The organism is Enterobacter cloacae complex sp. IR5422 (assembly GCF_049238165.1).
Taxonomy (GTDB): Bacteria; Pseudomonadota; Gammaproteobacteria; order Enterobacterales; family Enterobacteriaceae; genus Enterobacter; species Enterobacter roggenkampii.
The window spans coordinates 1-13,777 of record NZ_JBMKHT010000039.1 but is presented as its reverse complement, the minus strand read 5'-3'; the positions used below and the strand labels follow the sequence as shown (position 1 = coordinate 13,777).

Here is a 13,777-nt window from a genome sequence, read left to right as displayed (position 1 = left end):
TTGCCCCCTGCCCGGGGGCTTTTTTTATGAATGGCTCCGGAATACCACCGGTTACAACTGTTTTCGGTATTCCAGAGCACTTATTCACTTCTGCCCGTAATAGGCATTCGGGCCATGCTTGCGCATGAAATGCTTGTTCATCAGGTAATCATCAATGCCCTGAAGCTGTGGGTTAATGCCGCGGGCAATCCACGCCATACGTGCCACTTCCTCCATGACGACCGCATTATGGACGGCGTCGTGGGCATCTTTTCCCCAGGCGAACGGGCCGTGCTGATACACCACAATCCCCGGCGTATGCAGCGGCTCGCATTCTCCCAGCGTGTCGATAATCACCTTTCCGGTGTTGAGTTCGTACTCTCCTTCCACTTCATCCTGCGTTAATGCGCGCGTGCAGGGGATGTCGCCAAAGAAGTAGTCCGCATGTGTCGTGCCCAGCGCCGGAATCGCCAGCCCCGCCTGTGCCCAGGCGGTCGCGTGCGTGGAGTGAGTATGCACCACACCGCCAAGGGACGGATAACGCCGATACAGCGCCAGATGGGTCGCCGTGTCCGAAGAAGGACGCCATTTACCGTCAACAACGTTTCCTTCAAGATCGACCACCACCATATCGTCAGCTTTCATGGTGTCATACGCCACACCGCTCGGCTTAATCACGATCAGCCCCTGCTCGCGATCGATAGCGCTGACGTTACCCCAGGTGAAGGTGACCAGGCCATAGCGGGGCAGATCCATGTTGGCTTCAAAGACCTGCTGTTTAAGCTTAAGCATGTTCAGCCTCCAGTAATCCCGCGCGCGCCATACGCTCGCGCACCCAGTCCCGCGCCTTTGCTACTTCCGCAGCAGGGTTGTCCGACGTTTCGCTCCACATCTCAATCAGGTAAGGCCCGCAATAACCTGTCTGCTTGAGCGTCTCGAAGCACCGTTCGAAATCCACCACCCCGGTGCCGAACGGTACGTTTTTAAACACGCCTGGACGGGTATCTTTGACGTGCACCGCCACGATATGCCCTATGCCTGCCTGCAGCTCCATCTGCACGTCGTTATCCCATGCCGACAGGTTGCCGATATCGGGATAAAGCTGGAACCACGGGTTGTTCAGATAGTGCGCGTAGCCCAGCGCCTTACTGATGGAGTTCATCAGCGGGTAATCCATGATCTCCATTGCCAGCGTGACCTGCGCACGGCTTGCCATCTCAACGCTCTCTTTCAGGCCATCACGGAAACGACGGCGCGTTTCATCGTTGGCTTCCTGATAGTAAACGTCATAACCCGCCAGCTGGATCACGCGGATACCCACGTCCTGCGCAAAGCGGATGGCTTTACGCATGATCTCCAGCCCCTGCGCGCGCACGGCATCATCTTCGCTGCCGAGCGGAAAACGACGATGAGCGCTCAGGCACATGGACGGCACGCGCACGCCCGTTTCCGCGATGGCGCTTACCAGTGCCAGGCGCTGGTCGCGGCTCCAGTCGAGGCGAGAAAGACGCTCGTCCGTCTCATCCACCGACATTTCGACAAAATCGAAGCCCAGCTGCTTCGCCAGCTGTAACCGCTCCAGCCAGCACTCCCCCGCGGGGAGTGCCTTTTCATAGATGCCGAGCGGGACCTGTTTTGACAACATACCCGCTCCTTAGCCCCAAAGCTGAGCGATTGAGCGTTTGAACTGACGCGCCGCTTCCACCGGGGACGCCGCATCACGAATGCTGCGACCGGCAATAAAGACGTGAATCGGAATGCCCTTGAACAGCGGCAGATCTTCCAGCGCCAGACCGCCAGTGACGGTCACTTTGAAGCCCATATCGGCCAGACGTTTGATGGCGCTGATATCCGCCTCGCCCCACGCCACACCTGCGGCCTGCGCATCACGGCTGCGGTGATACACCACCTGCTGAATGCCTGCGTCACGCCATTCTTGCGCCTGCTCCCAGGTCCAGAAGCCGGTCAGCTCAATCTGCACGTCGCCATTAAACTCTTTTGCCACGTCCAGCGCGCCTTTGGCGGTGTTGATATCCGCACAGCAGATCACGGTGACCCAGTCGGCGTTGGCTTCGAAGCACATGCGGGAGAGGATTTTGCCTGCGTCGGCGATTTTGGCATCCGCCAGCACGATTTTATGCGGATAGAGCGCTTTCAGGTCACGAACCGCACGAACGCCTTCGCCCACGCACAGAATGGTGCCCACTTCAATGATGTCCACTTCTTCCGCAATCAGGCGGGTGGTTTCGTAAGCGTGAGACAGCGTTTGGTTATCCAGCGCAACTTGCAACATGGGTAATGACATATTCAATTCCTCTTAAACGGCCGCCGCAGTGGCGTTATCAATTAAATCCAGCACGTCCTGCGCGGTGCGGCAGGCGCGTAAACGGTCAAAATTGGCTTCGTCATCAAACAGATTGACGATCTGCATGATGCCCACCTCCTGGTGGGTATTGGCATCGACAGCCGCCATAGTGATAAGGATGTCGACCGGGTCGTTATCTTCGTGGTTAAACACCAGCGGCGTTTTCAGCGTCACCAGCGCGAAGCCGGTTTTCTTGACGCCCTCTTCCGGGCGGCCATGCGGCATCGCCAGGCCTGGCGCAATCACAAAGTAAGGGCCATGCTGCGCTACGCCATCCAGAATCGCCTGGTAGTAACGAGGCTCGACAACGTCAGCCTTAACTAGCAGATCCACACTCAGCTTCACCGCTTCCTGCCAGGTACTGGCTTCGGCCTGTAAAAGGATGGAGTTATTCTCTGCCAGCGAATCACGTAGTTTCATATGGCGTCCTTACTTCACGTCTTGTGGGAAGTGTTCTTTGATCACTTCCAGCAGTTTTGGTCCGAAATCCGCAGGCGACAGCATGTTGCGTACGCCCACCACATATTTATTACCCGACACACTAATTTCGCCGGCGATATGAGTAGAGGCGATGATGATGTCCGCGCCGTTCAGCTCACTTTTGTATTCACCCACTGCGCAGCTGTTCACCGTGTGGTCGATGTTGGACTGGGTTAAAAACTGGTCCACTTTCATCTTCATGATCATGGAGCTGCCTTGCCCATTACCACACACAGCCAGGATACGTACGGTCATAATCGAAACTCCTTAATGAGCAGACACTTCTGCTGTTTGTTTTTCCGCATCTTCTTCAGCTCGCAGCGAACGGCCAGCGAAGAACATATAAGCCAGAGCAATCAGGATGATGATGGCCATAAAGATCAGTCCGATGGAGGCAAAACCCTGCATCATCGGCGGTGCCAGAATTGACCAGTCCGCCATGCCCATCCAGGCGCTCATACCGGTGAGCTTGACCGCCCACACGCAGCCAAAGATTTCAACCATGCCCATTACCAGGCAGATCTTGAGCGCCGCGCGCCAGCCGCCGAAGTGGTTAGCGAATACGCCGATGGTGGCGTTGGAGAAGAACATCGGGATAAAGCCCGGAATAATCAGGATTGAGGAGCCGCAGCCGACCAGGATACCCACCGCAATCAGCTGGCCGATGGTGCCCCACATAAAGCCCCAGACCACCGCGTTTGGCGCGAAGCTATAGATAGCGGCACAGTCGATGGCCAGTACCGCGCCAGGAATCAGGCGCTGAGAGATACCGTTGAAAGCTTCAGACAGTTCGGCGACGAACATACGCACGCCCTGAGTAATGATGAAAATAGCCACGGCGAAAGAGAAACCGGTCTGCAGGATGTAAACCGTCCAGTGGGTTTTCCCCGCCATCGCCTGCACCACATCAATACCGAAGGAGAGCAGAATGGCGCCGAAGAAGAGGGTCATCACAATCGCGGTCGACACGATGTTGTCATGGAAGATATTCAGCCAGCCAGGCAGCTTAAGGTCTTCAACACTCTCTTCTTTTTTACCCAGGTACGGCGCAACTTTGTAAGCAATCCAGGCAGCAAACTGTTGCTGGTGACCGATGGAAAAACCGCAACCGTCGGTCACTATCTGGGTTGGCTTGTACATCATGTTGGAGGTGATACCCCAGTAGAGCGAGACCAGCACCGCGGTGCAGATAATCGTGGTCCACATTGGGTAACCGAAGATATAGAGAGAAACCGCAATCAGCCCCGCCTGCTGGAACATAATGTGCCCGGTGAGCATGATGGTGCGAATACCGGTAATGCGGCGCAGCAGAACATAGATAATGTTCAGCGCCAGCGCGAGCAGAACGGCGTAACCTACCCAGCTATAGGCATCGCCCATACGATCGATGGTCGCCATCATTGAGGCGTAGGTATCAGAGATAGCCCCATTAATGCCATACACTTCCGACATTTTGGCAACGACTGGCTTAAACGTGCTGGTCAGTATGCCCGACCCCGCCTGCAACAGCATGAAACCGATAATGGTTTTGATGGTGCCTTTAATAATCACGCTGACGCTTTTACGCAGCAGGATATATCCCAGGCACGTCACGATACCCAGCAACAGCGGGGCGTTGGTCATTACCTGATTAAAGAAAACGGTAAAGACGTTGTAGAGGATCTCCATAACTCTCTCCAGAAATGAGAACACGAGGGGCAATCCCTGTGCGGTTGGTGCCATCACTCTATTAATCACAAATAATCACCACAAGATTGAATTTGATTATTTGTGACGCATCACGCAATTTATTTCCCTTCAGTTAGTAATGATTTTCACTACCGCACAAATGAAATAAATTAGTCCTTATAATTCATGAAATTAATGTTTATTGCGCGATAATCTAACAAGTAACAAGCAGAGAGCCTGTGACGTTGAGCAGATAAAATTCCGCATTTTCGCTATTGCAAAGCGCGTAAAATGGTGCCAGCATTAATCACAACGAATCACAATGTGATTACTTTTGATTAAAACCAGGAGTCAAAACGATGAGTAAAGTGAAAACCATCACCCGTGAATCATGGATTCTGAGCACCTTTCCGGAGTGGGGTAGCTGGCTGAACGAAGAAATCGAGCAGGAACAGGTTGCTCCTGGCACGTTTGCAATGTGGTGGCTGGGCTGCACCGGGATCTGGCTGAAATCAGAAGGTGGCGCCAATATCTGCGTCGATTTCTGGTGCGGCACCGGCAAACAGAGCCACGGTAACCCGCTGATGAAAAAAGGCCACCAGATGCAGCGTATGGCCGGCGTTGAAAAACTCCAGCCGAACCTGCGTACTACACCGTTTGTGCTTGATCCTTTTGCCATTCGCCAGATCGATGCCGTGCTCTCTACCCACGATCACAACGACCATATTGATGTAAACGTGGCGGCAGCGGTGATGCAAAACTGCGCGGACGATGTGCCGTTTATCGGGCCGCAGACCTGCGTAGATCTCTGGATTGGCTGGGGTGTGCCGAAAGAGCGCTGCATCGTGATGAAACCGGGCGATGTGGTGAAAATCAAAGACATTGAAATCCATGCCCTGGATGCCTTTGACCGTACCGCTCTGATTACGCTGCCGGCCGATCAAAAAGCGGCAGGTGTACTGCCAGACGGCATGGACGAGCGCGCGGTGAACTACCTGTTCAAAACGCCGGGCGGCTCCCTGTATCACAGCGGTGACTCCCACTACTCCAACTACTACGCTAAGCACGGTAACGAGCATCAGATTGACGTGGCCCTGGGCTCCTACGGCGAGAACCCGCGCGGTATTACGGATAAAATGACCAGCGCCGACATGCTACGCATGGCGGAAGCGCTGAACACCAAAGTCGTTATTCCGTTCCACCACGATATCTGGTCAAACTTCCAGGCCGATCCGCAGGAAATTCGCGTGTTGTGGGAGATGAAAAAAGACCGCCTGAAGTACGGCTTCAAGCCATTTATCTGGCAGGTAGGCGGCAAGTTCACCTGGCCGCTGGACAAAGACAATCTTGAGTACCACTACCCGCGTGGTTTCGATGATTGCTTCACCATTGAGCCTGACCTGCCGTTTAAGTCCTTCCTCTGATTCCGAGGCCACATCGCCAGACTTGTGTCTGGCGATTTCATATTTATTTTAGTAATTTCACGCTATTTCAAATATCATCTTTTTAAATCAATTCTTATCGGAATAGCTCATGACGGAAGCGCAACGGCATCAAATTTTACTGGAACTCCTGGCGCAAACAGGGTTTATCACCGTCGAGAAAGTGATCGAACGTTTAGGGATTTCCCCTGCCACCGCGCGGCGAGACATTAACAAGCTGGATGAAAGCGGCAAGCTGAAAAAAGTTCGCAACGGTGCGGAAGCCATTAGCCAGCAGCGCCCCCGCTGGACGCCGATGAACATTCATCAGGCGCAGAATCACGATGAAAAAGTTCGGATCGCCAGAGCCGCGTCGCAGCTGGTGAATCCCGGTGAGAGCGTCGTTATCAACTGCGGCTCTACGGCGTTTTTGCTGGGCCGCGAGATGTGCGGCAAGCCGGTGCAAATCATCACGAACTACTTACCGCTCGCCAACTATCTCATCGATCAGGAGCATGAGAGCGTGGTGATCATGGGTGGTCAGTACAATAAAAGTCAGTCGATTACGCTTAGCCCACAGGACAGCGAAAACAGTCTCTACGCCGGACACTGGATGTTTACCAGCGGCAAAGGCCTGACCGCTGAAGGTTTGTATAAAACCGATATGCTGACCGCGATGGCGGAACAAAACATGCTCAACGTGGTAGGCAAACTCGTGGTGCTGGTCGACAGCAGTAAAGTCGGTGAACGCGCAGGCATGCTGTTCAGCCGCGCAGAACAGATCGACCTGGTGATCACCGGCAAAGGGGCTAACCCCGAGATCCTCCAGAAGCTGGAAGATCAGGGAGTAAAAGTGCTGCGCGTTTAAAGGTGCTGGCGGAAAAACGCTACCGTGGCGTCCAGCGCCGCTGGCGTGATGCGGTGGCGAACGCCTGATTCCCACAAACAGGTCAGATTACCGTCCAGCCCGTCCTTCTTTAACGCCTGCTGCAGGCGGAAGGTACCGTCAGGTGGCACTACATCATCCGCATCACCGTGCCACAGCAAAAGCGGGCGATCTGCGAGGCGCGGCAATGCCCGGGTTACTTCCCACTCTTCCAGCCTCGCGGTGATTTCCGCTAAATCCTGAGGGGGAAAAAGGGTCTTCGCCAGCGAGGTAAAATAACCCGAGCCCATCAGACAGGCGACCGACTTCACTTCTGGATGGTGCGTCGTGATCCCCAGGGCTGTCATACCGCCCATCGACGCCCCGGCCACGGCCAGACGATTCTCGGCCACCAGCCCTGCCTCATAAAGCGCATCGCGCAACCCGGCAAACTCGGTCAGACTCCCGTGCAGTATGTGCCAGAACTGCCCAAGGCGCGCCTGCTCATTACCCATAAATCGTGCGCCGTGGTCAGGCGCATCCGGCATCACCACGCGAAAACCTGCCTGCGCCAGCGCGACCGCAAAGTAACTGTAAACCAGCTTCGATGAGGTAAATCCATGATAAAAAACCACAACAGGCAGCGGTTTATCACGTTTACCCGCTGGCATAGCGTGTAAAATTTCATGGTCGCCGAGATGGCGTATTTCAATTTCAATCATTGTCGACCCTGCACGAATGGATGATTCATAATGTTGAGAACTGGATTACGGTTTCAGGCTATTTTCATTCGAAAATTACGTCCCAGCTAACACTTCGGGAACATTCCCCCAAAACTAAATTCACAGACAACTACACTATGGCTATCAGGAAACGAGATATGGTTATGCACAGGTTTGCTGCTTTATTGCTGGTGTTTCTGCTTAGCGGCTGTAGCGCACTGCAGGGAACACCGCAACCCGCTCCCCCGGTTGCCGATCATCCGCAGGAGATTCGTCGTAATCAGACGGAAGGATTACAACGAATGGGCACCGTCTCCGCGCTGGTTCGCGGTTCGCCGGATGACGCAGAAGAGGCAATAAAGGCACAAGCCGTCGCCGCCAAAGCAGATTATTACGTCATTATTATGATCGACGAAACCATCATAACGGGACAGTGGTATTCACAGGCCATTTTGTACCGAAAATAATGGTTTACCTTTGAACGACATTTACACTGCTTTGCGTCCATAGACATTTTCCTGTCCACAATAAACTCCATGCCAGCGACAAGGAATGGGGGTTTATTCGCGAAGGATTGCCCGGCGGATACCGGAAATATGTGAAATGGAGCTGACGATGAAACGAACTCTTGCTTTGACCTCTCTGTTGCTCTCCGCAGGCCTGGTGAGCACCACCGCGCAGTCAGCAGAATTCGCCAGTGCTGACTGTGTAACTGGCCTGAATGAAATTGGCCAGATCTCCGTGAATAATATCTCGGGGAGCCCGCAAGACGTTGAACGCGTCGTGGCATTAAAGGCCGATGAGCAGGGTGCTTCCTGGTATCGCATCATCCAGATGCAGGAAGATAACCATATCGACCACTGGCGGGTACAGGCCATTCTCTACGTGTAAACTCCCTCCTGATAAAAGCCACTTATTTTTAGTGGCTTTTCGCCTTTGCAAATTTTTTATCTTATTAAAAACCAATCAATAACAACAAAATAACATTTTGTTACACTAATTCAGTAAACGTAATCTCCGCTCTGCCGTTGAAGAACCATACCTATTCAATGATGAGCAATTTATGATCAACGTTTTTCGCCGTGCAGGCCTGGGGGCGAAGCTGTCGCTGCTTACGGGCGTCAGTGTCGCCACGCTGTTTCTGCTTTTCACTTTTCTGCTCAGTCAAAAAGCCAGCCAGCAGCTTGAAGCCCTTGCGGTAGAAGACCTGCACAATCAGTCCACCGGCATGGTCGACATGGTGCAGATGTTTAACACCAGCCTGAGTGAAGAGGTTGAGAGTTATACCCGGCTGTTTACCACTTTTTTACCGCAGCCACTGAATATTGATACTTCCCAGGCTCAGACGATTAACGGACTCAGCGTCCCGCTTCTGAAAGGCGGTGACACCGGACTGCATCAAAACAACACCCTGTCTGACGAGTTCCTGAACCGTACGGGAGCCATTTCGACGCTGTTTGTACGCAGCGGTAATGACTTTGTTCGCGTAGCCACCTCCCTGCGCAAAGAGAATGGCGAGCGGGCGATGGGCACCGTGCTGGATACCGCCAGCCCGGCCTTTGCCGCCGTCAACAGAGGGGAAGTCTACCGCGGACTGGCGCTGCTGTTTGGCAAACGCTATATCACCCAGTATCAGCCGGTTAAAAACGCCGAAGGACAGGTCATTGCGATCGTCTTTGTTGGCGTGGACATTACGCACTCCTGGAACGTCATGCGCGAGAAAATCCTCACCCGCCGCCTGGGCGAGAGCGGTCACTTCTTTGTGCTGGATCGCAGCAACGGCAAAACGCGCGGGCAATACCTGTTCCATGCCGGTGAAGAGGGGCAGTTGCCGAAGTGGGACGACGCGACGCAGCAGCAGCTTCTGGGTGACAAGCCCGGCACCCTGGAACGCGTAAGCGACGACGGCCGCACGCTTAAAATGGCGTATACCCCGCTGCCAGGCTGGAACTGGACTATCGTGGGCGAAGTGGATAAATCGGTGCTGCTCTCAAGCGTTAACGCCATGCGCGATCGCTTCCTGCTGGCCGGCGTGGTCTTATCTATCCTGTTTGCTGGTCTGTTCGTGGTCCTTATTCGCCGTGTGCTGACCCGACCGCTGAGCAATGTGATTCATCTTGCCCGGCAATATGCTGCAGGGGATCTCCGTTTCAGCCTGCCCGTGACGCGTCAGGACGAAGTCGGCCAGCTGATCGACGCCATTAACGGCATCGGCGGCGGCCTGCAAAAAATTGTTCTGCAGGTTCGCGAGGCCGCAGGCGAGATCCATTTGGGCACTAACGCGCTGGCGTCCGATACCGGCGAGATTTCTGAGCAGATCAACAAGCAGGCCAGCAGCGTGGAAGAGACCTCCGCCAGCATGGAGCAGCTGGCCGCCACCGTACAGCAAAATGCCGCCAACATGGAGCAAACGCAGCAGCTGGTGGGTGAAACCTCCCTCGCGGTCCATCAGGGCGGTGAGACGGTCACTCACGCCGTGTCGACCATGGACGACATTCGCGAGGCGTCAAAACGCATCGAAGACATCACGCGCGTGATTGAGTCCATCGCTTTCCAGACCAATATCCTGGCGCTGAATGCGGCAGTGGAAGCGGCCCGCGCGGGCGAGCACGGGAAAGGGTTTGCGGTGGTTGCGCAGGAAGTTCGCGCCCTGGCCGGACGCAGCGCCAACGCGGTGAAGGAGATTGAACAGCTGATTGGCGATACGCTCAGGAAAGTGAGCGAAGGCCATGCGCTGTCTGAACAGACGCGCCTGGCGATGGATGACATCATCATTCATATCGATAACATCAGCCAGCTGGTCACCGAGATTAACCATGCCTCACGCGAGCAGTCCGCAGGGATTGGCCAGGTGAATCTCGCCATGACCCACATTGGCGAAGCGTCGCATATTAATGCGGATCGTATCTCACGCAGCGAACAAACCGCTCAAACGCTGCGCGAGAAGGGGTCACATCTGGCTCAACTGGTGAGTCTGTTCCAGCTAAAAGACTAACCGACTCTGCCCGTCGCACGCAGCAGCAGGTCATTTTGCACCTGCTCGCTCATCAGCGTACCGCCACGGGTATCCAGCATCATGCGGCACCACGCCTGCGCCACCGGGGGCGATGCGTGCCGCAGCATTTCGCTTCCGGCACCCAGCAGGAAAAGCTGCTGCGCAATTTCCCGCCCCTGCGCCTCCTGCGGTTTACGCAGTTTTTGCTGAAGCTGTCGCCAGCTGCGGTCGAAGTGTCTGTCCTGCCCTTTTACCTGTGCAAACTCATCGGCAAGCAGATCGTGAATACCCGGCTGCTTCGCCAGCACGCGCAGCACGTCCAGGCACATGATATTGCCGGACCCTTCCCAGATGCTGTTCACCGGCATCTCGCGATACAGGCGGGGAAGCTCGCTCTCCTCGCAGTACCCGACGCCGCCCAGCACCTCCATCGCTTCCGCCACAAACGGGATGCCCGCTTTGCACACGCTAAATTTCGCGGCCGGGGTAAACAGCCGCGCCCATGCCGCTTCCTGGGGATCCGCGCGTTTATCCCACGCCCGGGCCAGGCGGAACAGCAGCGCCGTTTGCCCTTCCAGCACCAGCGCCATCCGGCTTAACACCTCACGCATGAGCGGCTGATCGATAAGATTTTTGCCGAAGGTCTGACGCTGATGCGCGTGATACAGCGCCACGGACAGCGCACGACGCATCAGTCCGTGGCTGCCCAGCGCGCAGTCAAAGCGCGTCAGGCCGCCCATTTTGAGGATCTGCCGTACCCCTTCGCCCTCTTCCCCCAGCAGCCAGCCGGAGGCATCAAGAAACTCTACCTCGCTGCTGGCGTTGGAGCGGTTCCCGAGCTTGTCCTTAAGGCGCTCCAGCCGGACGGCGTTGCGCTGTCCGTCAGGTAAAAAGCGCGGCACAAAAAAGCAGGACAACCCGCCCTTCGCCTGTGCCAGCACCAGATGCGCATCGCTTTGCGGGACGGAGAAAAACCATTTATGGCCCACCAGCCGGTAGCTGCCGTCGCTGCATTTTTCCGCTTTGGTGGTGTTGCTCAGCACGTCCGAGCCGCCCTGTTTTTCCGTCATCCCCATACCGATCAGCAGGCCGCGTTTTTGCGCGCCAGGCGCCAGATGAGGATCGTAGCGATCGCTGAGCAGCGGCGTCAGCCAGTCGTGAAATAGTTTAGGGAGCGCCTGCTGCAGGAGCGGTGTCGCGGCAAACGTCATGGTGACGGGACAAAGCGTGCCTGCCTCAACCTGAGCATGAAGCACAAAGCGTGCGGCCCGGGCGACAAACGCCCCCTTACGCGCCTCCTCTTCCCATGCCAGGTTATGTACCCGATTGGCACACAGCCCCTGCATCAGCAGGTGCCATGCCGGGTGAAAGCGAACGTCATCCAGTCGCTCTCCGGTGGCGTCATAGCGAAGCAACTCCGGCGGATTCACGTTCGCCAGCCTGCCCAGCTCCAGCGACTCTGCGGTGCCTAACTGCTGCCCGATGCTGGCGAGCAGTTCGATATCCCACTCGGCACCCTCACGCGAGACTGCGTCACGCAGCGCGCAGTCCGAGAGGAAAAGGTTGCTGTTAGAGAGTGGTGCAGGTTGATTGAAAACGGTATGAGTCTGCCAGTGCATACTGTCTCCCTCCTTCAGTGGCAATGACGATAAGTATGGACAGACCGCGCACACGCTGCATGGGAGGGGAGTCACACGTTCACGATCCCGCTGATATCATTCGTGAAATAGCTCACAGAACATAAGAATAAACTATTTCATGACTTCGCTTTCGTTGAATAATTTATTCCCCCCCCTTTCAGTGAGGAAAGTTATGCAACCGGATGCGCACAAGCGAGCATTAATTGCCGGCTCCATTGGTAACTTTATCGAGTGGTATGAGTTTGCGGTCTACGGTTTTCTGGCGACCGTCATTGCGAAGAACTTCTTTCAGCTTGAAGGGGAAGCGGGGCTTACCAGCCTGATCCTCACCTACGCCTCATTTGCCATCGCCTTCTTCTTCCGCCCGCTGGGGGCGGTGGTGTTTGGCCGCATCGGCGACCGGATTGGCCGTAAGCCGACGCTAATCATTGTGCTGGTGCTGATGACGCTCGCTACCGCCGCCATCGGCATTGTGCCGGTCTACGCCAGCATCGGGATTGCCGCCCCGCTCATTATTACACTGCTTCGCATCCTGCAGGGACTGTTCGCGGGCGGCGAGTACGGCGGTGCGGTCTCGCTGATGACGGAGTTCGCCCCGCGAGGCAAGCGCGGGCTCTATGGTGCCTGGCAGTCCTTTACCGTGGCGCTGGGGCTGTTAGCGGGTGCCGGCATCGTGGCGCTGCTCTCCGCCCTTCTCACGCCTGAAGCCCTGCACGACTGGGGCTGGCGCATTCCTTTCTTCCTGGCGCTGCCCATGGGCGCTGTTGCGCTGTGGCTTCGCGTCAGCATGGAGGAGACACCCAGCTTTGTGCAGCAGCAGGACAAACCGGCCGTCGCTCAGGCGGACATTGCCGCCACGCTCCGGGCCATCGTGATGGGGATTGGCCGCGTGATGGTCTGGTCTGCGGCGGGGTACACCTACCTGGTGATTATGCCGACCTATCTGCAGTCGGCGCTGCACACCGGGTTTAATCAGGCGCTGTTGATCGCAGTGATTTCGAACGTTGGGTTTGCGCTGACGATCATTCCGTCGGGGATCCTGAGCGACCGGATCGGGCGTCGCACGGTGATGATTATCGCCACTGCGCTGCTGCTGATCCTCGCCCTGCCGCTGCTGAAACTTCTGCAGGCGGAGTCCAGCACGCTGGCGGTGAAGGCTGTTGTGGTACTGATTGCGGGCGGTCTGGTGGGCATGCTGGCGGGGCCGGGCCCGGCGATGCTCTCTGAGATGTTCCCGACCCGCGTGCGCTATACGGGGCTGGGGCTGGCCTATTCGTTATCGAACGCGATTTTCTCGGGATGCGCAGGGTTAATCATAACCGGGCTGATTAAGCAGACGGGCAATCTGGATATTCCGGCGTACTACGTGATGGCGACGGCAGTGGTGAGTATTTTCGCGCTGATGACGCTGAGGAAGGATGACCATTTGCGGTCACTGGAGGAATGAGGTTAATGCCCGGTGGCGGCTTCGCCTTACCCGGCCTACAAAGTCACCCGTAGGCCCGGTAAGCGAAGGGTATGAACCGGAAACATGGGTAACACTTTAGACCGGATACATGGGTAACAGTTATAACTGGCATAGAAGAGGAGACTCGCTATGCCCTGGACTGAGACCCGACCTATGCAACGCCTTGATTTTATC

General features: G+C 55.8%; 14 protein-coding genes. 6 read left to right on the top strand and 8 right to left on the bottom strand.

Annotation, left to right across the window (positions count from 1 at the left end; all coding sequences use genetic code 11):
• Positions 1-84 precede the first annotated feature (84 nt).
• Genes ACOTXT_RS17115 through ulaA form a run of 6 tightly spaced genes read right to left on the bottom strand, consistent with a single transcriptional unit; the run spans position 85 to position 4,492 of the window.
• Positions 85-771 (bottom strand): L-ribulose-5-phosphate 4-epimerase, encoded by a 687-nt coding sequence (locus ACOTXT_RS17115; protein WP_025911930.1) that lies wholly within the window; start codon positions 769-771, stop codon positions 85-87.
• Positions 764-1,624, bottom strand: a complete 861-nt coding sequence (locus ACOTXT_RS17110) for an L-ribulose-5-phosphate 3-epimerase (RefSeq protein WP_032655247.1) — start codon at positions 1,622-1,624, stop codon at positions 764-766. The genes ACOTXT_RS17115 and ACOTXT_RS17110 overlap by 8 nt, the downstream gene beginning before the upstream one ends.
• 9 nt (positions 1,625-1,633) lie before the next feature.
• The gene (gene ulaD / locus ACOTXT_RS17105) at positions 1,634-2,284 is read right to left on the bottom strand and encodes a 3-keto-L-gulonate-6-phosphate decarboxylase UlaD (RefSeq protein WP_008502901.1); all 651 of its coding nucleotides are present in this window, start codon (positions 2,282-2,284) and stop codon (positions 1,634-1,636) included.
• A gap of 12 nt (positions 2,285-2,296) precedes the next feature.
• The gene (gene ulaC / locus ACOTXT_RS17100; RefSeq protein WP_003856024.1) at positions 2,297-2,764 is read right to left on the bottom strand and encodes a PTS ascorbate transporter subunit IIA; all 468 of its coding nucleotides are present in this window, start codon (positions 2,762-2,764) and stop codon (positions 2,297-2,299) included.
• Positions 2,765-2,773: 9 nt separating this feature from the next.
• Positions 2,774-3,079: a PTS ascorbate transporter subunit IIB gene (gene ulaB, locus ACOTXT_RS17095; protein WP_003856022.1), complete on the bottom strand. Its 306-nt coding sequence runs from the start codon at positions 3,077-3,079 to the stop codon at positions 2,774-2,776.
• A 12-nt stretch (positions 3,080-3,091) separates the two neighbouring features.
• Positions 3,092-4,492 carry a PTS ascorbate transporter subunit IIC gene (gene ulaA / locus ACOTXT_RS17090; protein ID WP_021240705.1) on the bottom strand — a complete coding sequence of 467 codons (1,401 nt, stop codon included), beginning with the start codon at positions 4,490-4,492 and terminating at the stop codon, positions 3,092-3,094.
• A gap of 359 nt (positions 4,493-4,851) precedes the next feature.
• Here ulaA and ulaG point away from each other — a divergent pair, with 359 nt between their 5' ends.
• Entirely contained in the window at positions 4,852-5,916 is a 1,065-nt protein-coding gene (gene ulaG / locus ACOTXT_RS17085) for an L-ascorbate 6-phosphate lactonase (protein ID WP_006810379.1), read from the top strand.
• 109 nt (positions 5,917-6,025) lie between these two features.
• Entirely contained in the window at positions 6,026-6,781 is a 756-nt protein-coding gene (gene ulaR, locus ACOTXT_RS17080; RefSeq protein ID WP_008502904.1) for an HTH-type transcriptional regulator UlaR, read from the top strand.
• Here ulaR and yjfP read toward each other — a convergent pair.
• A complete protein-coding gene (gene yjfP, locus ACOTXT_RS17075) occupies positions 6,778-7,500 on the bottom strand; it encodes an esterase (protein ID WP_333165548.1) in 723 nt (240 codons plus the stop codon). The genes ulaR and yjfP overlap by 4 nt on opposite strands.
• A 137-nt stretch (positions 7,501-7,637) precedes the next feature.
• On the opposite strand from yjfP, the gene bsmA reads away from it, so the two are divergent.
• The 3 genes from bsmA to ACOTXT_RS17060 all read left to right on the top strand — a co-directional run bounded on the left by bsmA (position 7,638) and on the right by ACOTXT_RS17060 (position 10,495).
• Positions 7,638-7,967 (top strand): biofilm peroxide resistance protein BsmA, encoded by a 330-nt coding sequence (bsmA, locus tag ACOTXT_RS17070; RefSeq protein WP_023616161.1) that lies wholly within the window; start codon positions 7,638-7,640, stop codon positions 7,965-7,967.
• Between the two features lie 136 nt (positions 7,968-8,103).
• Positions 8,104-8,391 carry a DUF1471 family protease activator YjfN gene (gene yjfN / locus ACOTXT_RS17065; protein WP_021240708.1) on the top strand — a complete coding sequence of 96 codons (288 nt, stop codon included), beginning with the start codon at positions 8,104-8,106 and terminating at the stop codon, positions 8,389-8,391.
• Positions 8,392-8,563: 172 nt separating this feature from the next.
• Positions 8,564-10,495 carry a methyl-accepting chemotaxis protein gene (locus ACOTXT_RS17060; protein ID WP_008502908.1) on the top strand — a complete coding sequence of 644 codons (1,932 nt, stop codon included), beginning with the start codon at positions 8,564-8,566 and terminating at the stop codon, positions 10,493-10,495.
• On the opposite strand, the gene ACOTXT_RS17055 is transcribed toward ACOTXT_RS17060, so the two are convergent.
• On the bottom strand, positions 10,492-12,114 hold the full coding sequence (locus ACOTXT_RS17055) for an isovaleryl-CoA dehydrogenase (RefSeq protein ID WP_032675816.1): 1,623 nt from the start codon (positions 12,112-12,114) through the stop codon (positions 10,492-10,494). The genes ACOTXT_RS17060 and ACOTXT_RS17055 overlap by 4 nt on opposite strands.
• 193 nt (positions 12,115-12,307) lie before the next feature.
• Between ACOTXT_RS17055 and ACOTXT_RS17050 the strand changes: the two genes are divergently transcribed.
• Entirely contained in the window at positions 12,308-13,582 is a 1,275-nt protein-coding gene (locus tag ACOTXT_RS17050) for an MFS transporter (protein ID WP_063436566.1), read from the top strand.
• Positions 13,583-13,777: the final 195 nt, after the last annotated feature.